The sequence below is a fragment of the Sphingobacterium sp. InxBP1 genome (genome assembly GCF_026191775.1).
Taxonomy (GTDB): Bacteria; Bacteroidota; Bacteroidia; order Sphingobacteriales; family Sphingobacteriaceae; genus Sphingobacterium; species Sphingobacterium thalpophilum.
In genome coordinates this window covers 608,651-635,538 of the sequence record NZ_JAINDX010000046.1, presented here as the reverse complement: position 1 = coordinate 635,538, position 26,888 = coordinate 608,651, and the positions used below count along the sequence as shown (strand labels likewise).

Below are 26,888 nucleotides of genomic sequence, written 5' to 3'. Positions count from 1 at the left end.
GAGATGATTAGATGTATTGTAATTGATGATGAGTTGTTGGCAATAGAGCTACTAGTGTCTAAATTGGAAAAAATTCCTATTATTGAGATAGTGGGAACGTTTGATAATGCTTTTGATGCTATAGAGTTAATAAATTCCAAGGCGGTGGATTTAGTTTTTTGTGATATTCAAATGCCTGATATGAGTGGTATTAGTCTGTTGAAGACTCTTTCAGATCCACCGCTGTTCGCCTTTGTAACTGGAAATCCTGATTATGCTATCGAGGGATACGAATTAAATGTCCTGGACTATATCTTAAAACCTTTTGGCATGGAAAGGTTAATAAAAACTGTCAACAAAGCACAGGCAGTTCTCAATTTTGATAAATCCTCGTCGAGAGATTTTATGATTATTAAAGATAGGTCTCAGATTATAATAGCTCCTTATAAAGAAGTATATTTTGTGAAAGGGGATAAAGACTATGTTTGGATTGAGACGCAGGAGAAAAAATACAATGTATATAAAAAGTTGATTGATATAGAAGAATCCCTTGTACATGCCAAGCAATTTGTGAGAGTCCATAAATCATATATAGTTAATTTGGAATTTGCAAAACGTGTTGAGGGAAACAATATAATTATGAGAGGCAGTATCCAGGATATACCGATTGGAAAACAATATCGTACGGAACTCTATAGGAGACTGGGAATTTCAGGTAATGAATGATTTGGATTCTTTGCATATTCTGAAATAAGGAACTTCGACAGGAAGTGGTATGTGACCATTTCCTGCTCCCTTTGTTTAGTAAAATATATCCTGTTGAGAAGCATATGCGATAATGCGCAGACTATTTCTTTTGGTTTCTGCCTGAAATCATTATTGGAAGCACATTTCTCATAAATATTTTTTAATGAATCCCGATAAGTAGCAAGTTGGAAATTGATCTTTTCGTCGGAATGTATTTGCTTTTTTAGGAAATTTGAGATGTCTTCACGGTACTTTCGATAATTCTGATCGAGTACAAATTTTAGTTTATAATATTTATCAAATTCTTTATAAAAGCTCTCCTTTAGAATCTCTAATATTTGCAATTTTGCCTTGCCTTGATACCCAAAGGCTGAGAATAATTCATTGACAGTTACTATTGCAAACTTCCATCTAAGATTCTCTCCAACTTCTTTGATATACGGTAGTATGTTCAGCATCATGTTACTTTCAACTTCGAAAAGTGTTTCACAGTGAGTGATATTATTAGGGCCATAACGTTCCAACTCTCGTTCATATGTATCAAATGTTAGACGGGAAATTATTCCCTGTTTGATCAAATTATTAAAAGTCTTTTGAATAAAAATGTTCGTTTCAGAAAACGAGGTATTGATATCTTTGGCGAAGTTGAGCCGGACCCTGATATGAGGCTCTGGATCATGATACCTGATATAAAACCATTTTTGGATTAGCTTATTCTTTTTTAGATAATTCACTAATGGCCGGATATGGTCAATTAAAATATTGTCGCTTGATTTTTCCCCACAATAAATTTTACAAAACAACCATTCACTGCCAGGAATAAATTTCCGTATTATCTGCTCATTTGGTTCGAACCTTATGCTATTGATAGATTCAATTGAATTGCCTGACAAAGGTATAATTACCTCGTTCGCCAGCATTTCGCCTTTTTCGTCAATTACAGGACTGTCGAAAGAATCATATAGATTTTCATAAAGTACAACCTCTTTTCTGTTTAATTCTTTTATAAGTATTCTGGCACCGATTTCATTCTGAAGATCCAGAAGCAATTCATTATCACCCTGAGATAGTAAGACCCGATCAGGTAAGTCATAATACCGAACGAGGAATTTTGTTTTTTCAATATCATCACCAAATTCTTTCCCGACAAAAACCTCTTTTGATATCCTCCATCTTGCTCGTGATAGTATAAGGTGTTTATACTCTACTCTTGGAAGAAAGGTACTACTATTCATATTCCCCCAATCCCAGCCAAAATTAATGGGATTATCCTGAAATTGTAGATCGCAAAGAAATCTATATATTGTCATTCCGTAATGGAAGTTATGTGCGCTACTTAGCCTCGGGAGAATAATTTTATTTAGTTTTTTGGAGCGTAAAATGATCTTTCCCTTATCAACACGGACCATAATATCGGCTAATGGAATAGTGTGTTCGTAGTCAACTGCCGCTTGTCCAATAATGGGGATTTCGTATTTAAATAGGCTATTCCTAGAGAGTACATTACCCGCTTTTCCGGATGGAAAGAATACGACCTCCGCAAGAATTGAATCATCAGCTTTTTTTTGTTCTTCTTCAGCACATTCTTCCAATTTGTGTTGTAGTTCTTTATCTAAGTAACTAAAACGGGTCATCAATGGTATCGAGGAAACTCCACTTGATTTTAATAAATTGAACCTAATAGTTTGGTTACTTAAATCTGATCCTTTCTGGAGGAGTAAATTGCCAAAATGATAAAATCCTGCAGGTAAGCTTATATCCTTTGAATTTTTGTACCCTAGTGAATTTAGGTCTTTTGTTTCTAAATTTATCACCCGTACTTTATGATTTTTCCCTTTAGTTTGCTTTTCAATATATTTTTGTAGAAGTCGGCCTTTGCGATGATCATTTTCATCAATATTCTCAACTAATCCTTCAAGAAGCGGGCAATGGTCAATGATTATTTGGTTATTTCTACCGTATCCTATACCACGATCAAGATCTAAAGCTTCCAATAACGGAATTTCCTGATCTCCAAATTTGGCCGTAAATCTTTTGGTAAAATATTCAATTTCTAATTTGGCCTCGGTTTGGATATTTAATTGTAATTCTAAAATTTCATCACCGATTGTCTGGATGAGTTGAGTACTTAATGTACCGGATTTAAGTTTACGGTACATGTCAGCTTGTATCAGATTTCTGGGCTTATTCTCTAAAAGTTCTCCTAGTTTTTTTAGTCTCCAAATATTAGAAACACTTATTTCTTTCATTTGAACTTGTTCGACAAACGTCGCTAATTCTTTGAAAGCAGCAGCATATTCAGATTTATCAGTTAGCTCATTGATGCGTGATAATATTTTAGTGGAAGCTATTGTAGTAACGATGGGTTCTGTTTCGGGAATTAATAGTTTTAATTTTATTAACTGTTTTATAAAATCAACAGATCTGATTTCGGGGACTCCAATATTAATCAATTTTTCTTTGATTCCTCCAAAGCTCGCACCAAAAGTACAATAGTCTAAAATTACTTTGATAAGTGGATTGTTTTTGATCCTTGACCATTGATAACTGCGTTCACCTCTTATTTGATAATATTCAATATAAACTAAATCTTCTCTATCAAAGAAGATAGTTGTATTCGGAAAATATACTAAATCTTCCAAATTATCTGGATTATTTAAAAAAGTAGTATTTATCTGTTCTATTACTTCCAGGTCCAGCCTGAATTTGGGAGTAAAATTTTCTGATAGTATAATTTTAGTATTGAGGTCACAAACTTTTGCTAATGTGATTGCTGAAAATAGACCAAAGGGAGTCGGCCTACTTGCCATCCTACTAATATATTTATATAAGGTAGGTAACAATTTCTTACATTTTTCGTTAAAAGGAGATTTTAATGCAAGAAGAAGTTCTTCGTGAAGCGATGCGCTTGCAATAAAAATAGAATCGAGAACTTGATTATCCGAGAAAAGCTTAATTAAAAAATTCCAAAGATCCTCTTCTGACCGAATGGAATTAACCAGATCTAAGACAGCATAAGACATCCGAGGCGTTCTTATTATAAAAAAGTCAAAGTGTCTCGTCTTATTAACCATTGACAAGATTTAAGTTTTCAATAACGCTGTCAACGCAACGGTTAAAATGTTCAAAGGTTATAGGTTTCAGCAGTTCGAATTTTTCTCCTTTAGGTAATTTACCGTTATAATGGCTGAGTGGAATTGCCGAAATGATGATAATACTTATATGATCAGGGATTTTATCATAACTAAAATTGTTGGGTTCTCCGTAAGGTATAATTAAATCCAAAAAAATTATTGATGGAGAATGTTTATTCAACAATTGTTCTACTTCGGATAATTGGCTACCGGTACCTAGAAGAGTTAGATCATTTCTTCTATTGATATAGTCCTGTAGCATTTCTATACCCATTGCTTCATCTTCAACAAGCAAACAAGTGAATTTATTCTCCATCATATAAGGATTTTTTTCCTGTTTAGATCAACATGGTACTTGTCTGGGTAAGAGAACTTACTGTGTCACCATCTTCATCCCATATTCCCTTTTTTGAATTACTGCTATTGGCACTTCCAATAATTTCCTTGTCAATTGTTAGAAATTTTTCGATTTCTTCTAGGCTTAATTTTTCCATAATTTTGAGATTAACATTTCAATATTTTGCTGCTAAACTCGCCTTTCCATAAAGCCTAAAAAAATATTTTCGACCAACGGATTTTTGACCTATACGAAAGCATGTTTTTGCTCTATATCTTATTTTAAGTGCTTGTAAATGAAATTATTGTGTTTTTTTCGTTTGTCTAGACAATAGTAGGGTTAATATAGGTCGGAGAGGTGTTGGTCGAAAAAAATTGTTAAAATTCGCTTTTAATAATATAATTATTTGTTGAGTTGGGGTACCTACATAATTATTAATTCTCTCCAAAAACTCCTTCCAGTTTGCTTTTAAAAAAATAGTTATGGGTAGATAAAATATGGGAGGAAATAAGGAGGCTTTTCTTAATCCAAAATATTGCAATCTATACATTACTGTATTTATAAAGCGAGGAGTAAGTTATAAATACAAAACAGGAAAATATAAGAATTGCCATCTGAGAATACAGGCAATTCTTATTGTTTAATAGAACCAAATATACCAACAATAACCTTCAAAAATAATGGTTCACATAAATCGAATATCATTTTAAATTCTGTTTCAGTCAAACTAATACTAAACCTATGGCTCTTTCTAAAGACATAATATATTCTAATTGGACATCATCTAAATGGTTATATAAAATCGAAGAAGTTTATTGCCCACCAAAATTCTTTGAGCATTTGAATGGAATAAAACGTCAGGATGAATTTTTTAAGTTACTCGAATATAATATGGTTGATTTTCTTTCCAGCTTTACAGAAATCATGGGCGGCTCTAGAAGAAGATCAAGAACTGTAATGATGCAGCTGATCATAACAAGTAACAAGATATATACAAATTTTTTAAATATTTCTAAGATGAAGCTGAATCAGGAAATTAGGAAAAAAGTTAGGAGAAATTATTTGCAAATCCTTAACACCTTAGAATTTTTACTTAATGACTGTGAACAATTGAATGAAAAATTACTTCATGAGCTTCCAGTGACTGCTTATGCTTTATTTATAACAAAAGGAAATTTGAAGCGAGAAATAGTTTCTTTGAAGCATGTGTTTTCCAATTCTTCGATAGAAGTTGAAGTTGGAGAAATAGCTGTTTCCGGTCTAGTAAATCTAATCGGTAAATCAGAGGTCAAACGTTTGGAAATAAAATATGTAAATCATATTTTATCAAATTTTCTAAAATTTGATACTTCGGAATTGGAAGAGAAAATCAATGAACTTCTATATAGTCATTTACAGAAAAAAGATCTTGAAAAATTCAACAAAAAACTGAACAAAATAGCTGATAATGGAATTGCCTTTGGCATTCCAGATCATTCATATTCCTATTTTACATTTAATCATTCCATGGAAAAATTTCTTAGCAGAAAGGAAGGAATTGATCATATTAAGAACTTGATTAAAGATAAGATTATCCCAAAACTTGGACCAAACGAAAAAATCCTAAATACAAATATTCCAGAAAAGCTACTTCTGGATGCGGGACTCAAAAAAGGGCAATATGCTCAACCTAAACCCAATATAGTATGGTTAGAAATTTAGACCCATATAATGGGCAAGCAAAAAGAGGACGTTAGGAAAATAGAGAATACGTTGTCAATAACGAAGAGTTATTTTATAACATATTGCTTTTAAATACCAAGGTTCGAGTTTCCTTGGTATTTAAATTGTAAAGAAACACATATTTTAAGTTTGTCGAGCAAAATAGGTTTTTGGTAATGGTCAAAATGGAATTGGTCTAAGAAATTTTTATATCATGATCAATTGTTATAACTTACTCTAAGTAACTATTATGAACTGGAAGTATTTTATTTTTTTATATGTTGTGTTTTACCAAAAACCAATAATGGCCCAAAAGTCAATTTTCATTTTAAAGGACTCTTTAACAATGAATCTTGTGAGAAAGGCAGCAATTGAAATACAAAACATTGATAATGGTGAAAATTTTACAATAACCACAGATAATATGGGTATGGCATCTTTTCATAATCAAAGTTTTCCGATACAAATCATGGTAAATATTGCTGCCGACAATTATGAACCTTTTAAATCTGATGTATTGACAATTAAAGGGAATGACACTATTACGTTTAATATTATAAAGAAAAGCAATATCCTTGATGAAGTTCTTATTGATGGTCCTAGGTCTATAAAGTACGTAAAAGGAAAATTAACGTATTATCCTAAAAAAAATGCTTTCGATAAGACCCAATCAATCACAGAACTTTTTCCCGCAATTCCTGGCTTTTCTAAAAGGAATGGTCAATTTTATTTTAGAAATGAAAGTAACTTTTTAATACTAATTGATGATGTGGGGGAGAATAAAAGCAAAGATGAGCAATTAGCAATTCTAGCGAATATGCCAGTGAATATGATATCAAGAATCGAGTTCATAGATCAACCATCAGTTAGATATGGTAACAATATCACGGGTATAATCAATGTAATAACTAAAAAGAATATCTCATATTCAGTTTCAAAAGTTAGTAGCTCAATTCAAAATTTTTCGGATAATGGAAACGCAAATCAACCAATATCATTAAATGGAAATTTAGACTCACGCTTCCGTGTTGGCAAAAGCAATTTTCAGATTGCTATTCGGTTATCTCAGATTGAACAATTGAATAAAAAATATAATTTTGTAAAATTTCAGCCCAATCAAAATATTCATCAAAATAGTATAGTTGGCTCAAAGGCAAATACAATATATCCTTATTTCAGTGTAGATCATGCTTTTAATGAAAAGCTTAGTGGACAAGTTTCTTCATATCTATCATTCAATAGGAAAAAAGAGAACGGGAGTTCTGTTTATGATTATTTTACTAATAACCAATCGGACTCAACCATAACTACGAGAGATCTCAATAAAAACAACAATATAAAATTTGTCATTACTCCACAATTGAAATATGTGTTGGACACTCTGAGGGATGCAAAACTCTATTTTAATTCGAATATTGCACTTTTGGGAGATGATATTGAAAACAGTTTTTTCTTATTAAATGATGATAAAAATAGCACTCAAAATTTGAAGTCAAGGATATCTTCACAAACAAGAATATTATATTTTGATGTAATCGGTGAAAATTTAATAAATGGAAAAACTATAAATCTATCTGCTGGAACAAAATTCAATTTGCTAAAGAACAGTCCTCGAAATGAGCAAAGTTTTAAATATGAAGAGTTCGTAAATAGCATTTTTGTTACCTCAGATATTAAGTTGCCAAAAACAACATTTAGTACTGGATTGAGATTAGAGTTTTTAAAATTTCAAAACGAGAGTCACAAATTAAAATCCAAACAAAATCTCACAAATTTTTTCCCTTCTATTACGATAAAACGTGATATGGGACCTCAAAAAAATGTTTCTTTTGGATTTCAAAGAAACATTCTTAGAATGTCCTCAATAGCCTATAATACACAAATATTATATAAAGGTTATTTAGATGGTATAGTGGGTAACAACGCCTTAAAACCCCGTATTACAAATTATCTTTATCTCCAATTATACCTAAAATCCCACGTACTTTCATTAAATTATAAAATACATAATAATCATAGAATTTTTGTTCCCCTGGATTCTTTACATCCATATATAATGCGTGCGATTACTTATAATCATTTCAAACAATTTTATATAAACTACAATAAAGAATTTCAATTAACCAAATTTTGGAACTCTAACCTAGGTTTATATTGTTATTTCAATTCAATGGATAATGATGCATTATCTTTTCGATATAGAAATGCAATAAACTATCAAATAGATTGGTACAATACACTATCTCTTAATTCATATAGTATCGAATTAGGGTTGAATTATAACTCACGTTATAAAACAGAATCGGGATTTATTAAACCGATATTATATAATAATATTTCAATAAGTAAAGTCCTCAAAAAGAATGTTTTAAATATTAAAATTGAGGCTGATGATTTTTTAGGAATTTCCAAAGATAGGTCTGTGTTGGATTTACCATTAATTTATCGATTAGATAGGCAACTAAACAATCAACAGAGCTTTTTAGTACAATTAACTTATAGATTCCCTTTTGGAAAGAAATCAATTATAAACCAATATAAATCAGATATAAAAGATGAAATCAGAAACTAAAAATCATATAAAGGGTACAGATTGTTTAAATTCAATATCCATTGCCATTGTTATTTTACTTTTATTTTCCTGTAATGCCAAAAAGAATGACAGAGCAGAAACCATTGATAAATTAGTTGGCAAAGAAGTGAAGTTTGGAAATGGATTAATTGAAATGAATAGCAATGGGCAAAAACAATTAAATAATTACGAATATCAGATCGTCTTATATACTGATTCTGCCGGTTGCATGGATTGTGCATTCGATTTACAAAATTGGCAAGACTTAATGAAATTAGCGGATACAACATTATTAAAACCGACGAGACTGTAACGTAAACTGTGTCAGCGGAATAATTCAATAAGATTATTTATATTCAATTATTCAAACGACACGGTCATGAAAGAAAAAGACCCATTCGACTTTGAACGCTTCAAGGCAGAAGCCATGCAAGGTCTTTACGAAGGTAAAGGTTTGTCTCCCAATGATGGCGTCCTAGCGCCGTTAATGAAGCATCTGTTGGAATCAATGATGGATGGCGAACTGGAAAACCATCTAAACGAAGAGAAAGCGTCGGGCAATAGCAACCGGCGAAATGGCAAGACCAAAAAGACTGTCCGAGGCCTTAACACTGGGACATTTGAGCTGGAAACAGGCCGTGACAGATCCGGTACGTTTGAGCCGAAAGTAGTACCTAAAAGACAATTAATCATTACTGAACAGCTTGAGGGACACGTATTGAGCATGTATGCCAAAGGAATGAGCACACGGGCGATAAGTGAGTTTATCCGCGAAATGTATGCAATGGAGATCTCTGCCACAGAAATATCGCGTATTACCGAAAGTGTACTTCCAGCGGTAAATGAGTGGCGTAGCAGGCCTCTTGAAGCTGTTTATCCCTTTGTATTCCTGGACTGCATGCACATTAAAGTTCGCCAGAATGGAACTGTTGAATCAAGAGCTATTTATAACATACTGGGAGTTGGTATGGATGGTAGAAAAGATCTGATCGGTCTTTATAGCTCAGAAAATGAGGGAGCTAAGTTCTGGCTTTCAGTTCTTACGGATCTAAAGCAACGTGGTGTTGAAGACATCCTTATAGCTTGTATTGATGGTCTAAAAGGGTTTCCTGAGGCCATAGAAGCTATTTTTCCTAAAACAAAGATCCAGTTGTGTATTGTTCACCAGATCAGAACAAGTATGCGCTATGTAACTGAGAAAGATAAAAAGCTTGTTATGGAGGATTTAAAGCCAGTCTATAAAGCCGTGAACGAAGAGATAGGTTATGAGAACCTCTTGTCTTTCGAAGAAAAATGGGGCAAGAAATATCCTCTTGCTGCCAAATCCTGGATGGATAATTGGACCAATCTTTCTACTTTCTTTGAATATGAGGATCAGGTTCGCAAGATTATTTACACCACAAATCCGATTGAGGGAATGCACCGTCAGATACGAAAAATCATTAAGTCTAAGGGGGCCTTCAGCTCCGAACAGGCACTAATGAAATTGATGTATCTGATCATAAAAGATATCGCAAAAAAATGGACGATGCCAATGCATAACTGGGGCTTGACCATATCCCAACTTTATATTAGATTTGGGGATAGGCTCAAACTTGATAGAGGCTTTTAGATTTTGGTTAATTATCCAATGACACAGTTTGAGTTACACTCCCAAACCGACAAATTTCAAATTTATTTTTCATCCAGCTGCCAAGGAGCAACTGCAATCGTTAATGTAAGTACCCCATTTTTCCGACAGCTAAGATTGGACTTTACTAATTTACGTTACTAATTGATTTATTTGTTGTTTGTGTCTAATATTTTTTTGATAATTCTGTTGGTGTGAGATTCCCCAGCCCTTCATGGGGTCTATTGTTATTATATTCATCCATCCATGCCTGGGTATGTTCTCTTACTTCTGACAAGTTGAAAAATAAATAAGCATCCAAAATTTCTTTGCGATAACTTCGATTGAATCGTTCGATGTAACCGTTCTGCATAGGCTTACCAGGCTGGATAAATTGAATAGCGATGCCTTGATCTTTACACCAGAGCTCAAAATGATGACTGGTGAATTCGGGACCGTTATCTACGCGTAGACAGAGCGGTTTGCCCCGCCAGTCTATGATTTGTTCAAGTGCCCGAGTTACCCGCAAAGAAGAAATAGAAGTACCTATTTCGATACACAATATCTCACGAGAAAACTCATCCATCACATTAAAGGTTCTAAACCTGTTTCCGCTGGCCAAGCTATCGCTCATAAAATCCATGCTCCATTTTTGATTAATGCTGACCTGTTGTTCCAAAGGCTGTTTCTCCCGAACAGGTAGACGACGTTTGCCACGCCTCTTCTTGTTCATATTTAGTAGCTTATACACCCGATAAACTTTTTTATGATTCCAGGGCTTCCCCGCTCTGCGCAGATAAGCGTAAAGTTTTCGGAATCCATATACAGGATGTTTGGTGGAAAGATCATCTAATGCAGAGATGACAGCACTGTCATCTTTCTTACTAACATAGTAATATTGTGAACGGCACATACCTGTCAATTTGCAGGCTCCGGTGACACTCAAACCGTGATCCAGGACAATCTCCTGGGTTAACTGTTTTTGCTGCCGGAGCCCCAACCTTTTTTTGTGATGACTTCTTTTAGGATATCATGGTTCATACTCAGTTCGGCAAACATCTTTTTCAAGCGGGCATTTTCTTCTTCAAGTTCCTTTAGGCGTTTGACATCAGAGGCTTCCATGCCTCCGTAACGGCTCTTCCAATTATAAAATCTGCAACAGACTGCACGCTGTTTAATATAAACTTCCTGTACTTTGTCCTTAGTTCACCCTCATACCCTCCAACTGTCCAATAGTTGAGCTGTAACAGACAGCAGTCTATCCCATTCTACTCGCACTTTGCCGCAAACTGTTATCAATTGAATCTGAACTTATCGTCGTTTATCAAAAACAACATGGTGTTCGGGTCAAAATGATAACAGTCCATGACAGACTTATAGCAGTCTATGCAAGGAAAAAGTGCCTGTATCTCTTCGGCCTGCAAGTACAGATCCCACACGTTCTAAAATCTTCCACCCCAGGTCTCCCGGTCTAAACTTCTATATTGTATGGCTTCAGCCAGATGGTGATTTTTAATCTGTGGACTACCTTCCATATCAGCGATTGTCCGGGCCACCTTCAGAATCCGGTCATAGGCTCTGGCAGAAAGGTTGAGGCGGGATATGGCTGTTTTGAGCAATTTCTTTCCCGGCTCATCAACCTTGCAGATCTCTCTTGTAAGTTTCGTGCTCATCTGCGCATTGCAGTGGATATCTTGTAACGACTCAAAACGTTGTTTTTGAAGTGCTCTTGTATGCATCACCCGTTCGCGTATCACGCTGCTGCTTTCTGCAGTCTGTCGGGCGCTGAGTTCTTCAAATTGTACTGGAGTGACTTCAATGTGCAGGTCAATGCGGTCAAGGAGCGGCCCGGATATTCTGCTTAAGTAGCGTTGAACCGTATTATTACCACAGATGCACTCCTTGTCAGGATGGTTGAAGTAACCGCAGGGGCAGGGATTCATAGCCGCGATCAGCATAAAACTTGCCGGATAGTCGATCGAGAGTTTCGCTCTTGAGATCGTGATGCTGCGGGATTCCAGAGGCTGTCGCATGACTTCTAAAACACCGCGCTTAAATTCAGGCAATTCATCCAGGAACAGTACGCCATGATGGGCGAGCGAAATTTCACCCGGCAATGGATTGGAGCCTCCACCGACCATCGCGACATCAGAAATAGTATGATGCGGCGCCCGAAACGGCCGTGTAGTGAGCAGGGTACCTCTAGCTTTCAGGTTGCCAGAAACAGAGTGAATTTTTGTTGTTTCCAGCGATTCTGCCATACTTAATGGCGGTAGAATGGTTGGCAGTCTCTTCGCTAGCATGGTCTTGCCCGCTCCCGGTGGCCCTATCAGGATAACATTATGCCCGCCGGCGGCTGCTATTTCCAACGCTCTTTTGATATTATCCTGTCCATGAACATCAGAAAAATCCACATCATAGTTGTCGATGCCCGTTTGAAAAACAGACTGAATGTCAATTTGTGTAGGCTGTATCTGTTTTGCACTGCTGAGAAATTGGACCACTTCTGTAAGGTTTTCGGCGGGGATCACGTCGATTCCGGTCACAGTTGCTGCTTCGTAAGCATTTTCCTGAGGAAGTATGATGCCCTTAAAGCCATCTTTGGAAGCTTGTAGTGCAATGGGCAGGATTCCACGTATAGGCTTGACGCTTCCATCCAACGAGAGCTCTCCTAGGATCAGGTATTGCGCTAATAGTTCGTTTGAAAGCTGCCCCGAAGACGCGAGTATGCCGATAGCGATGGCCAGGTCATAGCTGGATCCTTCTTTCCTGACATCCGCAGGTGCCAAGTTGACCACAATTTTTTGCCTTGGCATGTGAAACTGGCAGGAAGTAATAGCACTTTCGACGCGTCTTAAGCTTTCTTTGACGGCATTGTCAGGTAAACCGACGATGTAATAATGTAAACCGGTGGAAACAACTACTTCAACAGTAATCGTGCGTGCTTCAATACCATAGACAGCACTACAATAGATTTTATTCAACATAAGATTTTATAATCGGCTGATTTAAAGATAGTAAATATTAATTTATAAATAAGGATTCTTTTCTGAATTATTGAAAAGCAATAGAAAATTGGCCGGAAATTACTATCTTGTCCTAGAACGGTTCTAGTAAATAATGGATAAAATATGGTGTTTGGCAAACGATTTGCTTTGTCAATTGTATTATTATCGAAGACTAGATTCATCGAGTAATAGAATTAGAACTTTAAAACGAAAAAGAAATGAATGACACAAGTAAAGTAGCTTTGGCGTTGTTGGCAGGTCTCGCTGCGGGTGCAGCTTTAGGAGTTTTATTTGCTCCGGATAAGGGATCGGATACGAGAGATAAGATCAATGATTCATTAAGCGATTTGAGTGATGCTATTCGTGAGAGAGCTGAAGAGCAATTCGATCAACTGAATGAATTTAAAGAAAAAATTGTCTCCACGCTAAGAGGTAAAATAAACCAGGCAGAAGAAATTGTTGATGATGATATCATCGAGCATGCATAGCATACAGATTGTTCAGATGGACAGTTTGTGGAGATATATGAAATATTAGGCTATTTCAAAAAGCCGGATAGTTGAATATAATAATCTGAACGATTAGAGAATCATAGCTGACTTTTGAGATAGCCTGAATAAATTAGAGATGCATGGAAGAAGAAAAATTTTCACTTAGCGGTACTTTTCAGAAAACGAAGGAATACATAGATTCCCAGTTTACGCTCGTTAAATTAAAGACTATCGAACGGTCTTCGCGCCTGATCGCTAGTTTGGTTGTAGATACGACGAAGTTAATATTCACCTTGTTTGTTGTCTTTTTCTTATGCTTAGCATTGGGATTTTGGCTAGGAGAATTATTAGGAAGCTATTCGCTTGGTTTTTTGGCGACCGCGGGAATCTTTCTCATCATTATAATAGTGATACGGATCTTTGAACCTGCGCTGGAGTCAAAGTTTATGGATCTTTCCATTCGGCGTTTTTTGGCGAAGTGGAACGATGAAATCGAAGAAGAGGAAGAAGAGCTGAAACAAAAGGAAAAATTTGATAGGGAAGGGACTGCAAATGAATAAACAAACTAAAATACGTAATCTACAAGAACTTAAGGCTGAAATCTCCCGTCTAAAGGAACTTAAGAATGAGCAGGAAGCCTACCTCAAGACCCAATTTACGTTGCTCAATAATAAAATCGAAGCACCTGTCAGATTTTTCAACTCGTTAAAAAACAATATTCCCGGTGTAAATATCATTCAACAATTATTTGCCAAGAGCAGTAATCCTGACTCGGACTGGCTGACCAAAACACTCCGTATTGGTGTACCTTTTGTGATGAACAGACTGTTTCTGAAAAAAGCGGGAATGTTTAAAAAGGCACTTATGCTATTGCTGTCAGAACGTGCTGTAGGCCAGATTAATCAAGATAAAATCAGTGGACTGCTGAGCAAACTCACCGATTTTATACGTCCCAAGAAGAAGAAGAAAAAAGCTTCTCAGATTGAAGAAAGTACCATTCTTAAAGATGAAGTCAATGAATATGGTATTCCTTCCTATAGTGAGACCTATTAATGCCCTTGTTCTTTTTTCAGAAAATCTTCATAAGCCAGCTTGATTCCCTCGGGGAGATTGATCTTGTGCTTCCAGCCCAAGGCATGTAGTTTGGAGACGTCCATAAGTTTTCTCGGCGTGCCATCCGGCTTGCTGCTATCAAAGGATATGGCGCCGGTGTATCCCACGACTTGCTTAATCAGTTCCGCAAGTTCCTTTATGCTTAAATCTTCACCAATCCCAATATTGACAAATTCTCTTTCATCATAGTTATTCATCAGAAATACACAGGCATCAGCCAGGTCATCCGAAAAAAGAAACTCCCGCAGGGGTGTGCCTGTTCCCCAGATAACGACTTCCTTTGAATTGTTGACTTTAGCCTCATGAAATCTCCGAATGAGGGCAGGTAATACATGTGAGTTTTGTGGATGGTAATTGTCGTTGATGCCATAGAGATTCGTCGGCATAACTGAGATAAAGTTGCAGCCATATTGGTCACGAAAGGCTTCCGCCATCTTGATACCTGCTATTTTGGCGATAGCATATGGTTCATTGGTCTGTTCCAGTGTTCCTGTCAACAGCATATTTTCCTTGAGCGGCTGTGGAGCTAACTTGGGGTAAATACAGCTCGACCCTAGGAACATCATCTTTTTAACATCGTTATCGTAAGATGATTTTATAACATTATTCTGTATGGCTATATTGTCATAGATGAAATCAGCCCGATAAGTATTATTAGCCATGATTCCGCCCACCTTAGCCGCTGCCAAAAAGACATATTCTGGCTTTTCCGCAACAAAAAACTCCGCAACCGCCTGTTGGTTACGTAGGTCTAGCTCCTGCGATGTACGCGTGATGATATTCTTATAACCGAGTTCCGTTAGTTTACGGTATATTGCTGATCCGACCATTCCGCGATGGCCGGCAATGTAAATTTTAGCGTCTTTTTCCACGATATGTTATTGACTGCCGAAGCTATTGACTTCTGCAAACTTAGATAAATTGGTTTTTATATGCAATTTATATTGCGCATGGGAAAGCAATTTATTCCTTCAAGCGGCCCTATGATACGCTTAATACGGCATGATAAAGGTCTTGTGCGTGACTAAAAAGATTTAATTTTTTTTAGCGGGAAGATAAGATTATTTTTGCGGGATATTTTAGTAAAAATGGGAAAGGATAAACTACGTAAATTTGCCGAAGTAGCGACGTTTGAAAACGTTATTCAGCTCGATGCAGGCAAGGAATATAAAGGAAAATGGGCTGAGAAACAGTTTGGCAATACAAATCCAGTTGTTCTGGAGCTCGCTTGTGGAAAAGGAGAATATACTGTTAATTTAGCGAAATTATTTCCTGAAAAAAACTTCATCGGTATTGATTTTAAAGGAAATCGTATCTGGCGTGGAGCCAAAACAGCATTGGAAGAGGGGATTAAAAATGTCGCTTTCCTGCGTATTCAGATCGAAACGATCCTTGAGCATTTCGCTGAAAATGAAGTCAATGAAATCTGGATTACATTCCCTGATCCGCAGCCGCAGGATAGCCGTGAAAAGAAACGGTTGACCGGACCTAAATTTCTCGAACGTTACCGGATCATCATGAAACCTGAAGGCAAAATGAATCTGAAGACAGACAATGATGGCTTTTATGCTTATACACTCGACCAGATTGAGGCTTTGAATCTGAAAAAATATAAAGCGACTACAGACCTCTACCATTCGGATCTGGTAGACGAGGTCCTGTCGATCAAAACATATTATGAGAAGAAGTATCTGGCCGACGATAAGAATATAAACTATGTGCAGTGGAGCTTTGAGAAGCTTTAACGTTACCAGCACAAAGATAAGATGGGAAAAGCCTAAACGAAAGTTTGGGCTTTTGTATGTTTATATTTTTTCGGCATTTTAGCTATTGTTTATTATCTGCTCGTGTAGGGCAATACTTTGTAATAGGCTTAAGTGTCGTATCAGATAGTATGACCGCGTTAATGGTGCTTCGTACATGACGATGTGAGCACTAAAGTGGTCTGGCTCAAGCTGCTCTGATCTTCCAAATCGTGATTACTAGTCCTTATTGTTCCCTTTAAATAATTTCGATTTATTTCGTTTTTTTTGGAATTTTGATTATTTTAGATCCAATAAAACAAAAAAATAACCAAAGTAAAGAAGTGTGTTGAACCTAATGCGTGAAATTCCTCATTGATAGTGGATTCTGATGCATTTTGATTTATTGTAGTTCGAGGATGTATTCTTTAAGTGAAAACAAAATTCGAAACAATTCTTAATAAAAAGAAAACATTAAATTAAAATTGAATTTTTGTTAAGAAGATACTTTTGTCCCAAATTGAATATTAACAATTTACACTAATATCTATGTTAAGTATTAACCCTATCCAAATTAATCTGAGGCGCTCCTCCTCAAAGTTGCTTTTTATTGCTTTGGCGGTTTCCAGCAATATGAATTTTACAATAGCGGCTCCTTCGGGGTACGGCCAGACCTTCTATTCGTTTAGTCAAAACAGGATTAAAATAAAAGGGAAAGTGGTAGATAATGAAACAAGGGAAGCATTGGCCTCAGTTTCAGTTGTCGTTGGAGGAATTGCTAGGGGGACGACCGATAAAGCGGGTCATTTTGAAGTAGAGGTGGAAGCCGGGGCATCGATTCGTTTCCAGCTTATCGGTTATGAAGCGCAGACGAGAACGTTTGCTACCGCCCAATCAGATGTACAAATTGGCTTGATGGCTACCTCAGAAGCACTAAGTGAAGTTGTAGTGACAGCTTTAGGAATTCAACGACAAGAGAAGGCGCTTGGTTATTCCATTAGTACAGTTAAGGGCGAAGATCTCACCAATGCGATTTCGAATAATTGGACAGATGCTTTAACAGGAAAAGTTGCGGGATTGAATTTGGTGAAATCAGGTGCCGGCCCACTGGGATCGAATAAAATTATTCTGCGAGGGGAAACTTCGATGACTGGTAACAATGATGCGTTGATAGTGGTTGATGGTATCATCATGGGAGGGGGTGTGCAAATGACGGGAACAGGAAATTCGAATTATTTGGATGGTGATTCGCCGGTAGATTTTGGTTCTTCTTTGGCGGATATTAATCCTGAAGATATCGAATCGGTATCCGTTTTAAAAGGTCCTGGAGCAGCGGCCTTATATGGTTATCGCGGTGCTAGAGGAGCTGTCATTATTACTACTAAGAAGGGTAAAGGGCTACAAAATAGGATAGGTGTTTCGGTAAATTCAAACACTGCTATTGGGACAATCAATCGATGGCCTGACTATCAATACGAATACGGACAGGGCGCAGTAGGACAAGACCTATACTATTCTTATGGGCAATCTGAAGATGGCGCGAGTACGTTGAGTACTTCTTCTGCATGGGGACCAAAATTTGATGGACAATATTTTTACCAATATAATCCTGCCTTTTACCGACAGACGCCTCCCGAGCGTACGCTCTGGAGACCTTATGAAAATAATCGAAAAGATCTATTTCAAACAGAACTGACATCTACAAATTCTATCAGTGTAGCTGGTTCTACCGAGAAAACGACAGCGCGTTTCTCTTACACCAATGTAACCAATAAGTGGATCATTCCAAATATGGGATATAACCGGCACACCGTCGCAATGCAATTTAGTAACAACATTACAGACAAATTGACCCTCTCGACCAAACTCAATTTCAATAATCGAGGCTCCGATAATTTACCTAATAGTGGTTACAACAACCAGAGCTACATGTATTTTGTTCGGGGGATTGTTCCGAATATAGATGCGGCTTGGTTAGATCAAAATTGGCTTCCAGGTAAAGAGGGAATTGAACAGATGACACCATTTTCCAACTTGTTGGACAATCCGCGGACTATTTCTTATGATATGGTTAATGGACAAAATAAGAACAATCTGATTGGAAATGTACAACTGGATTACAAGTTTACGAATGAGCTTAGTTTGATGCTCCGCACGGGTATTGATATGAGCTATGATAAACGGAAGCAATCCCGTCCGTTTGATACTTATAAATATGCATATGGATATTATCGGGAGCAGTCTATTTACGCTGAAGAGCGCAACTCTGATTTTCTCTTACAGTATAACAATCAACATTTTGAGGATCATCGTTTTGGTGTTTCTGCAGGGGGAGCGCTAATAAATAGGAAATATATCAAGGATGACGCTATCGCAAATAGTCTAATCTATCCAAATCAATATAATTTTGCAAATGCGCGTGAGAAAGTACTTTATCAACCCTTGCGGAAAGAATATGCCATTCATAGTGTATATGGTTTAGCAAATTACAGTTATCAGGAAAAATATTTCATTGATTTTACAGGTCGTGTGGATTGGGCTAGTACGCTAGCGTCTCCTGTTACAGGTAAAGTACCATACTTTTTTTATCCTTCCATTAACTCAAGTTTTATTCTAAGTCAAATATTTGAGCTTCCGAAGTCTATTAACTATTGGAAATTAAGGGCGTCAATTGCAGGTGTAGGAGGTGGCGGCGAAGAAAGTTATGGTAATTCTTATGGTTACCAGAGTGCGGTAGGATTTAACGGTGGATTGTCTAATCCAACGATGGTGCCTGATATAGATCTACAACCTGAGCGTACAACCTCTTATGAAATAGGAACGGATTTTAGAATGTTTCGAGACCGAATTAAGTTAGATCTGACAGTTTATAGTACAAATACGGATAAGCAATTAATTACCACACCTGTGGATCCTTCCAGCGGTTATAGGACTAAATATACGAACGGAGGGAAAGTACGAAGCAGGGGGATTGAAGTTGCTTTGTCTGGCGATATCATGAAAAGCAAGGACAAATTGAATTGGAATATGTATGGTAATTTTACTGCTTATGATTCGAAAGTTATTTCTATACCAGCCGCTTTGGAAGGTCAACTTGCTCTTTCTACCCTTTTTGGGAGCCGTGGTACCATACTGGCTATTCCAGGGCGTAGATTCGGAGATATTTACGGGTGGGGATATCTACGAAATAATGAAGGCAAAATTGTGTATGAAAACGGCCTTCCCGTGCTTGGTTCCGAAAATATATATATAGGCAACCCCAATCCCACTGTCAAATTTGGTTGGGGCAATGAATTCAAGTACAAAGGTTTTAGATTTAATTTCTTATTTGATGGACAATTTGGTGGTGTAGGCTATTCATTGACTCATGCAGTGTTAATGGAAGAGGGAAAATTGAAGAAAACACTTCCTGGTAGATATACAGGCATTATCGGTGACGGTGTAGTACAAAATGCAGACGGTAGCTTCAGTAAAAACACTGTAGTGGCGATGGCTGGAGATTACTACGCGAAGCATTTTAACCGTGATAACATAGAAGCAAATACCTTTTCAACCGACTTCATTAAATTACGGGAAGTTAGATTTGACTACTCACTTCCGAAGTCTTTTTTAAGCCGTTACAAGATAGAGAGAGCATCCATAGGTGTTTATGGACGGGATCTTTTTGTTTTTACCAAATGGCCGGCTTTTGATCCAGAATTCGCGTCTTTAAATTCTAGTGGAATTGAGAAAGGGGCTGAAATCGCTCAGTTTCCCTCTACACGAACAATGGGTGTAAACTTAAGTTTTTCATTTTAATTTTCATCAACATGAAAAAACATCTCATAATAGTGAGTCTATCGTTACTTGGAATGCTAACATTTCAGGGCTGTACTAAAGACTTCGTAGAAAAAAATACTAATCCAAACGCAATAGCTGCTGCCGCACCGCAAAGCTTGATTGCGCCAGCTTTGGTCAATGTATTGTCGACCAATCTATCACGTAATTTGAGGATTAACAATGAACTGATGCAAGTTACTGTTACCGTAAATGATAATCTAGAGATCCAGCGATATGAAATTAGGCCCTCTGAATCGGAATCAACTTGGTCCGGCTGGTATGTGCAACTTACCAATATTAGGGATATTTATCAGAAAGCAAAAGCCGCTCAGCAAGCCGGCTACCAAACCTATATGGGAATTTCTCTAGTCTTGGATGCATGGGTAAGTTCCCTCATTACGGATATGTATGGTGATGTCCCTTATTTTGATAGCAATAAGGGATTTACGGAAACAAATCTTACTCCTAAATTTGATCAACAAGAAGCCATATATAAGGATATATTTAAGAAGCTGGAAGAGGCCAATGCTTTATTGAAAGAGAATTCTGCAGTGGAATCGGCTAATGCCGAAATGGATCCGGTATTTAGCTCTGATCCCACTAAATGGCGTAAATTCAGCAATTCATTATACTTGAGATTATTACTACGTGTGGCTCATAAAGCAGAGAGCAATGCTATTTCAAAGATTAAAGAGATTCTAGAGACAAATGCAGGTGAGTATCCGATTATGCAAAGCAATGCCGAAACGGCCGCTCTATATTATACGAATGTGCAGCCTTACATGAATCCCAACTATAACGCGAGAGATATTGATTTTAATGGAAACAGGGGATATTCGGAGTTTTTTATTAATAATCTATTAGATCTTGCTGACCCCCGTCTAAAAATCTGGGCAACTGAAGCTACCTTAGGGGTATATGGAGGAATGCAGTCAGGATATAAGAGGGGAAACGTACCTGATCGCCAGTCTACACTTCAAGCCGCTTTGAAATCTGACGCCCGGATGGGAAATATTATGAACTATGCGGAGCTCCAGTTTATTGTTGCCGAATGTGGTTTAAGAGGTTATGCAAATATAGATGCTGAGGCGGCTTATTTGAAAGGTGTTAATGCGGCAATGGAATTCTGGGGAGTAGCAGTACCAGAAGCTTATCTGGCAAACCCTAAAGTCACCTTCTCTTCCGAAGATTCGGATATCCAAAAGCTGAAAAAGGTACATTTGCAAAAATATTACGCCCTGTTATTTACAGATTTCCAGCAGTGGTATGAATATCGCCGGACACAATTGTTGGATCTCTATAAAGGGCCAGGTTTGTTAAATGACGGTAAAATGCCGGTAAGATTGAATTATCCTATTATCGTGCAATCTCTTAATAAGGAGAATTATTCGGATGCTGTAAGCCGTATGGGCGGGGACGGAATAAACGAAAAAATGTGGTGGCAACCTTCAATTAACTAGTCGATGAAAAAGTTAAAATTATTAATATGGGGCGCCTTGGCTATGTCAATGTTCCTCACTAACTGTAAAGAAGATCTCAACGAGTCGCTTGGGACTTTAAATCCAGAAATATCCTTGTATACACTTCGTAGCTTGTATAAAAATGCTGATTTACAGCTCAATGAATCGAGCGCCCTTGGCGCTAAATATATAAAGGCCCTCGTGGTATCGAGAGCAGAAAATAAGAACTTACCCGAAAATACCATTGCTGTTCAGAACATTTGGCGCAATCAAAGGCGTGGTATCTTAGTGGAGGTTACTGATGCATCAAAATTTAAATTTGGCGACTCCGTTCAGATCCTTATTGATGGCGCCCGGCTAACTAAAAAAGAAGGAGCGTTGTTCCTTTCCGGTGTAACCAACCAACAGGTTGCGGTGTTCGGTTCTAATAATAATGTGGTTCCATTGCCGGTGTCTGTTGCCAATCTTAAAGCTAAATTTGATGAATTTGAATCAACTTACATTGATGTCACGGCTGACGTCGAACCAGAGCCATCTACCGGTACCGCGTTAAAAGGTGATAAGATTTTAATGGATGGCGAGAAAAACGAGATTATCTTGCATACCCAAGATAATGCGACATTTGCTAGCCAATCCATTGCTCCGAGTGCATCTTTCCGAGGAATTGCCTTTAAGGAAGGAGACCAGCTGCAAGTCCGCATGCAGGACTATTCCGATATGGCTTACGCGAGCGGTAAACTATATGCTGGATGGCCGGAAACTTTCGAGGCGCTGGATGCAAGCGAAAAAGGTAGTTATGACATGAAAGAAAAGAATGATGTCTCGTTTTCGACGGGTCAGTGGCGATTATATCAAGCTATTTTAGGAACCACGGCAGGGCGAGATCGCATTGTTTCGGGAAAGAATGCGATCCGTATGCAACAGAATTTGAGTGTGGACGGTTATGTTCAAATGAACTTTGATGTGCCAAGCGGTGCTTCAAAAGTCACGCTTTGGTACGGCTCGTATTATACGGATCGGTCATGTACCTTCAAGCTAGAATATTCTACAGATCAAGGAGTAACTTGGAAACAGACAGGAGATCCTATAACGGATGCCCATCCTACATCCGAAAGCCTAAACTCAAAACAAGCTGTTTTTCTTATGAATATTCAGGGATCAGTTCGATTTAGAGTAACCAAACTTGGTTTGGGTACAAGTAGTAATGTTGTTAATAACGGACGGTTGGGGCTAGACGATATTGCTATCTATAAAAGCTATTAGTAAAACTATAATTCATTACAGTATGCCCCGTGTAGTGATTACTCCACGGGCATACTGTTATTATATATTGTTTAATAAATACGCAAAAAAAATCGTTATCTTCATATAAGAAAAGACAATGGCTCAGGAGTATCTCTTAACGCGTTATGCGTTGACGAAACAAGAAGAAACTCCATATGTCGACAACAAGACAAATGATAAACTTATGAATCTAACAGATTTAGTGACAGGAGGAGTTGGCTCTAAAGCGATAGAAGCCATCTCAAACATGACAGGTGTCAGCGAATCCAAGGCTAAATGGATCGTGGCCGCAGCAGTACCGTTAATGATAGCTGCCTTGAATTATAATGCGAAAAACAAAGGACAATCCGAAAATATCGATAAAGCTATTGATCAGCATAGCGGCGGCGGTATCTTGGATAAAATAGGAGACTTATTCGGCCCGGGAGCTAATGACGATGGCAATAAGATTGTCAATCATATGTTTGGACAGAATACTGACTTGGTGACGCAGAATATCGCTGATAAGACGGGTATCAGTTCAGCACAGGTAGGCGGCGTGCTGGCAACTTTGGCTCCTATCGTCATGGGTTATCTAGGGCAACAGAAGCAAACCTCTAGTGGTGGTGGCGGTATCGGCGATCTGCTTGGTTCCGTCTTAGGCGGCTCTCAGCAAAGTACAGGCGGCGGTGTACTCGGCGGTATACTCGGCTCACTTTTGGGTGGCGGCCAGGAAGAGTCTGGACAAGCAGAAGGCCAAGCTCCGTCTGCGAACAATATGACGGACCTACTGGGCGGATTGGCAGGCAGTTTCTTTGATAAAAGCAGTGATGGGCAGGACAAGGGAAATATTCTTGACTCTATCGCCGGAATGTTTGGAAAATAAAGACACTAAACAAAAGAGGTCGGTAGTATTACGCTACCGACCTCTTTTGTTATTTAATTTTCGACCTTTACTTTTGGTGGAAAATTTTTATGTTTTCTCTTGCTGATCTTGTCCGCATTGACAGGCTGTGGGACTTTTACATAATATCCAGTGCCATCGTACTTACGTTTATTGGGATTTTCTTTACATGCTTCCGAACAGCAGCCATCCATTTTCCAGCCACATTCATCACATTGAGTAAAATGCTCATTACAGGTCGGATTAGCACAGTTGATCATCTTGGTCGTCTGCTTGCCGCAGTTTAGACAGGTGGATACAACAGACGGATTGACAGAGTTTACTTCAACCGTAACGCGGTTGTCAAAGACATAGCATTGGCCTTCAAAATCTTTACCGCCGGCTTCTTTACCGTATTTAATGATACCTCCATGTAATTGGTAAACATCCTCAAATCCCTCTTTGAGCAATAATGCCGACGCTTTCTCGCATTTGATTCCGCCAGTACAATAGGTTAGTATTTTCTTGCCTTTATACTTTTCCAGCTCTTTGATTTTTTCCGGGAATTCACGGAAATTTTCAATATCAAGTGTCACTGCATTTTTGAAACGTCCGACATTGTGTTCGTAGTTTGACCGTACATCCAGTACAACAACGTCTTCCTGATCTTTCATGGCGAGGAATTCCTGTGGCTCAAGATGTATGCCTGTTTGGCGGTTGGGATCGATCACTTTTGGATCTCGCAAACCAGAATGTACGATTTCTGGTTTGTAACGACAGTGCATCTTAATGAAAGAGGGTTCCTCTACTTCATCAATCTTGAACTCGGTTTTGTTGAAGCGGCCGTCTGCGTAAACAGCGTCCATATATTGCTTACAAGCCTCAACAGTACCAGATACGGTTCCATTTAAGCCCTCGTCAGCAACAATAATGCGGCCGACTAAACCAAGGGATTTACAAAATTCAAGATGCTCTGCAGCAAACTGTTCTGCATTTTCGATAGGGCTGTAACAATAGTACAGCAAAGTTTGATATTTTGTCATGATATTCATTGATACCGCTGCAAACGGCGTTTAATGCTAAAAATAAATTTACTGCAAAGGTACAAAAAATATTGAGGTCATGGAAATGACCTTGGTTACCTTTTCTTCAATGGCTCCAACAGATATTCGAGTCCATTGAGTTTTATTTCGTATAGCGTTGCCAATTGCTGGCCGAGTTTTCCTTTTGGGAAGCCTTTTTGCTGATACCAGACCAGGTATGGTTCGGGTAAATTGCAGAGTGTATAGCCCTGATATTTTCCAAAAGGCATTTTAACTGTGACAAGGTCGGTTAAGATTTCGGGATTTAGCATCAGTCTTGGGGTTTTCCATAGTTAATCCGGTACCAGATTGCTTTTAGGGCAATGATTCCATGATTGAATAAATTCGGGATGGTACCATAATAATGTTTGAATATGGCGAAGCGTTCTTTTAGCGATTCCTTATGTTTTTGTTTGGACATACCTCCAACAAGATAGCGTGCCACATATTGATGCGAATTGACTGATTTTTTCGCTTTTTTGGCACAGCGTATCACCCAGTCGATATCAGCGCACAGTTTGTATTTTAAATCGTAAGGTTCCGCGATATCCCGCTTGATATAGATGGCCTGATGGCAGATATTCATTCCGTATCGGAAGCTCCGCCAGTCAAAATGAGCAGGAGCTTTGTGCCGACGCTCCCCAACAATATTTCTTTCGTCATCAACGAGAATAGTCTCTCCATAAAGAATGTCGGCATCTGCACTGAGTTTCGCCAGGTTCTCAATGCTATTGACGTCATAGAGCTCATCGCCAGAATTCAAAAAGAGGACATAATCCCCTGTTGCTAATGCCAGCCCTTTATTCATAGCATCATAAATACCGCTGTCCTTTTCTGAAACCAGAACTGCGATTTGATCCTTGTAACCGTGAATCTTCTCGAGCGTTCCGTCTGTGGACTGACCGTCTATGACAATATATTCAATATGGTCATAGGTTTGATTCACAACGGACTTGATCGTATACTCAATATCCCGGACATTATTGTAAACGACGGTAATAATCGAAAATTTGGGGTGAGTAGACATAATTATTTCTTGAATTCATTAATTTTCTTCCTGAGGAACCGAAGACCGCGCTTGAATAGAGATCCCTTACGATGCGCATAGAAATATTTTATGGCCCTATATCCATCCTCGTCTTCTACGATGTTTGTCGGGAAATAGTTGACGGGATGATCCGCCAGCTTAACTTGGTAGGTTGTTTCTGACGCTGTATGCGTGCCCGTGCCATCGTTACCAATATTTTGAGTCATCGAATTCCTTGGATACAAAACTAGCCCATTTTTTTTGAATACCGAAGCGTACCATCGGATTGCCCAGGAGTTGATCTTACCGGCCTGAAGCTCTTGCACTTGCCGCCAAAAATTCTCCTTCCCTTCGATACTGAACTGATGGATCTGTTCTTGGGAGAAATCCCCAACGAGTTCATTTATATCTGGATTGAAATGCTGCCATGCACGCTCCCATGTCGCCCAGCCCCAGCTGTTGGCCACGCGGAACAAAAAGCTCTCGGAAAGCTGTTCCGGATTTTTTACAGGATACATGTAACCCGAAATCTGCATAACGCGGTCTTCAGCCTGATAGAAATGCAAGGCATCATTAAAATATTGTAAAGCATAAGGGGAAACCACAATATCGTCTTCCAGAACGATGATTTTCCCAGATCGTCCTATAATATCCGAGACTCCCTGTATGATGTTCGCTGCCAGACCCATATTGGTTGCACGCTCAATAAGGTATACCTTTTTAAATCCCCAGGGCTTACGGATGACTGAACGTACTCGTTTTACAGCATCGGCATGCTGCGGTATTTTTGCGCCATCGGAAATGATGAACAGTTCCGTTAGCGATGCCAGATGAGCCTCTTCCAGTGCTTTTAGTGTTCGTTCTGTGTGATCGGCTCTATTATAGACAAACAGTACAACCGGTGCTAATAAATTTTCCATA

The 26,888-nt window shown here is 38.1% G+C and carries 24 protein-coding genes; 13 read left to right on the top strand and 11 right to left on the bottom strand.

Annotated features, from left to right (window positions below):
* The first annotated feature begins 3 nt into the window (after positions 1–3).
* The gene (locus K7A41_RS14965) at positions 4–705 is read left to right on the top strand and encodes a LytR/AlgR family response regulator transcription factor (RefSeq protein ID WP_265714325.1); all 702 of its coding nucleotides are present in this window, start codon (positions 4–6) and stop codon (positions 703–705) included.
* Here K7A41_RS14965 and K7A41_RS14960 read toward each other — a convergent pair.
* From K7A41_RS14960 to K7A41_RS14950, 3 genes are read right to left on the bottom strand one after another with little or no spacing between them, the layout of a single operon-like run.
* Positions 672–3,749, bottom strand: a complete 3,078-nt coding sequence (locus K7A41_RS14960; RefSeq protein ID WP_265714324.1) for a lantibiotic dehydratase — start codon at positions 3,747–3,749, stop codon at positions 672–674. The two genes, K7A41_RS14965 and K7A41_RS14960, sit on opposite strands and share 34 nt — an antisense overlap.
* Positions 3,750–3,792: 43 nt before the next feature.
* Positions 3,793–4,179, bottom strand: coding sequence for a hypothetical protein (locus tag K7A41_RS14955; protein WP_265714323.1), 387 nt, complete (start codon positions 4,177–4,179; stop codon positions 3,793–3,795).
* Between the two features lie 19 nt (positions 4,180–4,198).
* Complete coding sequence (locus K7A41_RS14950; RefSeq protein WP_265714322.1) at positions 4,199–4,354, bottom strand: hypothetical protein; 156 nt, start codon at positions 4,352–4,354, stop codon at positions 4,199–4,201.
* Positions 4,355–4,938: 584 nt separating this feature from the next.
* Between K7A41_RS14950 and K7A41_RS14945 the strand changes: the two genes are divergently transcribed.
* From K7A41_RS14945 to K7A41_RS14930, 4 genes are all read left to right on the top strand, one after another.
* Positions 4,939–5,898 carry a hypothetical protein gene (locus tag K7A41_RS14945; RefSeq protein WP_265714321.1) on the top strand — a complete coding sequence of 320 codons (960 nt, stop codon included), beginning with the start codon at positions 4,939–4,941 and terminating at the stop codon, positions 5,896–5,898.
* 250 nt (positions 5,899–6,148) lie between these two features.
* Positions 6,149–8,470 (top strand): outer membrane beta-barrel protein, encoded by a 2,322-nt coding sequence (locus K7A41_RS14940; RefSeq protein ID WP_265714320.1) that lies wholly within the window; start codon positions 6,149–6,151, stop codon positions 8,468–8,470.
* Positions 8,454–8,783 carry a hypothetical protein gene (locus K7A41_RS14935; protein ID WP_265714319.1) on the top strand — a complete coding sequence of 110 codons (330 nt, stop codon included), beginning with the start codon at positions 8,454–8,456 and terminating at the stop codon, positions 8,781–8,783. The genes K7A41_RS14940 and K7A41_RS14935 overlap by 17 nt, the downstream gene beginning before the upstream one ends.
* A gap of 66 nt (positions 8,784–8,849) precedes the next feature.
* Complete coding sequence (locus K7A41_RS14930; RefSeq protein WP_265714318.1) at positions 8,850–10,082, top strand: IS256 family transposase; 1,233 nt, start codon at positions 8,850–8,852, stop codon at positions 10,080–10,082.
* A gap of 184 nt (positions 10,083–10,266) precedes the next feature.
* On the opposite strand, the gene K7A41_RS14925 is transcribed toward K7A41_RS14930, so the two are convergent.
* From K7A41_RS14925 to K7A41_RS14915, 3 genes are all read right to left on the bottom strand, one after another.
* A complete protein-coding gene (locus tag K7A41_RS14925; protein ID WP_265714416.1) occupies positions 10,267–11,025 on the bottom strand; it encodes an IS3 family transposase in 759 nt (252 codons plus the stop codon).
* A 26-nt stretch (positions 11,026–11,051) separates the two neighbouring features.
* Complete coding sequence (locus tag K7A41_RS14920; RefSeq protein WP_265714415.1) at positions 11,052–11,258, bottom strand: transposase; 207 nt, start codon at positions 11,256–11,258, stop codon at positions 11,052–11,054.
* A 263-nt stretch (positions 11,259–11,521) separates the two neighbouring features.
* A complete protein-coding gene (locus K7A41_RS14915; RefSeq protein WP_265714317.1) occupies positions 11,522–13,066 on the bottom strand; it encodes a YifB family Mg chelatase-like AAA ATPase in 1,545 nt (514 codons plus the stop codon).
* Positions 13,067–13,305: 239 nt separating this feature from the next.
* On the opposite strand from K7A41_RS14915, the gene K7A41_RS14910 reads away from it, so the two are divergent.
* From K7A41_RS14910 to K7A41_RS14900, 3 genes are all read left to right on the top strand, one after another.
* Positions 13,306–13,575, top strand: coding sequence for a YtxH domain-containing protein (locus K7A41_RS14910; RefSeq protein WP_028071712.1), 270 nt, complete (start codon positions 13,306–13,308; stop codon positions 13,573–13,575).
* Positions 13,576–13,718: 143 nt separating this feature from the next.
* The gene (locus tag K7A41_RS14905; protein ID WP_051607278.1) at positions 13,719–14,138 is read left to right on the top strand and encodes a hypothetical protein; all 420 of its coding nucleotides are present in this window, start codon (positions 13,719–13,721) and stop codon (positions 14,136–14,138) included.
* A complete protein-coding gene (locus K7A41_RS14900; RefSeq protein WP_265714316.1) occupies positions 14,131–14,631 on the top strand; it encodes a hypothetical protein in 501 nt (166 codons plus the stop codon). Before K7A41_RS14905 ends, K7A41_RS14900 begins: the two co-directional genes overlap by 8 nt.
* Here K7A41_RS14900 and fcl read toward each other — a convergent pair.
* On the bottom strand, positions 14,628–15,563 hold the full coding sequence (gene fcl, locus K7A41_RS14895; RefSeq protein ID WP_265714315.1) for a GDP-L-fucose synthase: 936 nt from the start codon (positions 15,561–15,563) through the stop codon (positions 14,628–14,630). The two genes, K7A41_RS14900 and fcl, sit on opposite strands and share 4 nt — an antisense overlap.
* Positions 15,564–15,779: 216 nt before the next feature.
* Between fcl and trmB the strand changes: the two genes are divergently transcribed.
* From trmB to K7A41_RS14870, 5 genes are all read left to right on the top strand, one after another.
* On the top strand, positions 15,780–16,436 hold the full coding sequence (trmB, locus tag K7A41_RS14890) for a tRNA (guanosine(46)-N7)-methyltransferase TrmB (RefSeq protein ID WP_265714314.1): 657 nt from the start codon (positions 15,780–15,782) through the stop codon (positions 16,434–16,436).
* 630 nt (positions 16,437–17,066) lie between these two features.
* Positions 17,067–20,231, top strand: coding sequence for a SusC/RagA family TonB-linked outer membrane protein (locus K7A41_RS14885; RefSeq protein WP_265714313.1), 3,165 nt, complete (start codon positions 17,067–17,069; stop codon positions 20,229–20,231).
* 11 nt (positions 20,232–20,242) lie between these two features.
* The gene (locus K7A41_RS14880; protein ID WP_265714312.1) at positions 20,243–21,712 is read left to right on the top strand and encodes a SusD/RagB family nutrient-binding outer membrane lipoprotein; all 1,470 of its coding nucleotides are present in this window, start codon (positions 20,243–20,245) and stop codon (positions 21,710–21,712) included.
* Positions 21,713–21,715: 3 nt separating this feature from the next.
* Positions 21,716–22,975 (top strand): DUF5689 domain-containing protein, encoded by a 1,260-nt coding sequence (locus tag K7A41_RS14875; protein WP_265714311.1) that lies wholly within the window; start codon positions 21,716–21,718, stop codon positions 22,973–22,975.
* Between the two features lie 118 nt (positions 22,976–23,093).
* The gene (locus K7A41_RS14870; RefSeq protein WP_265714310.1) at positions 23,094–23,861 is read left to right on the top strand and encodes a DUF937 domain-containing protein; all 768 of its coding nucleotides are present in this window, start codon (positions 23,094–23,096) and stop codon (positions 23,859–23,861) included.
* 53 nt (positions 23,862–23,914) lie between these two features.
* On the opposite strand, the gene K7A41_RS14865 is transcribed toward K7A41_RS14870, so the two are convergent.
* The 4 genes from K7A41_RS14865 to K7A41_RS14850 all read right to left on the bottom strand — a co-directional run bounded on the left by K7A41_RS14865 (position 23,915) and on the right by K7A41_RS14850 (position 26,887).
* Entirely contained in the window at positions 23,915–24,901 is a 987-nt protein-coding gene (locus tag K7A41_RS14865) for a rhodanese-related sulfurtransferase (RefSeq protein WP_265714309.1), read from the bottom strand.
* A 95-nt stretch (positions 24,902–24,996) separates the two neighbouring features.
* On the bottom strand, positions 24,997–25,212 hold the full coding sequence (locus K7A41_RS14860; protein WP_028071718.1) for a DUF3820 family protein: 216 nt from the start codon (positions 25,210–25,212) through the stop codon (positions 24,997–24,999).
* Positions 25,212–25,967: a glycosyltransferase family 2 protein gene (locus tag K7A41_RS14855; RefSeq protein WP_265714308.1), complete on the bottom strand. Its 756-nt coding sequence runs from the start codon at positions 25,965–25,967 to the stop codon at positions 25,212–25,214. The genes K7A41_RS14860 and K7A41_RS14855 overlap by 1 nt, the downstream gene beginning before the upstream one ends.
* Before the next feature lie 2 nt (positions 25,968–25,969).
* Positions 25,970–26,887, bottom strand: a complete 918-nt coding sequence (locus tag K7A41_RS14850) for a glycosyltransferase family A protein (protein ID WP_265714307.1) — start codon at positions 26,885–26,887, stop codon at positions 25,970–25,972.
* Position 26,888: the final 1 nt, after the last annotated feature.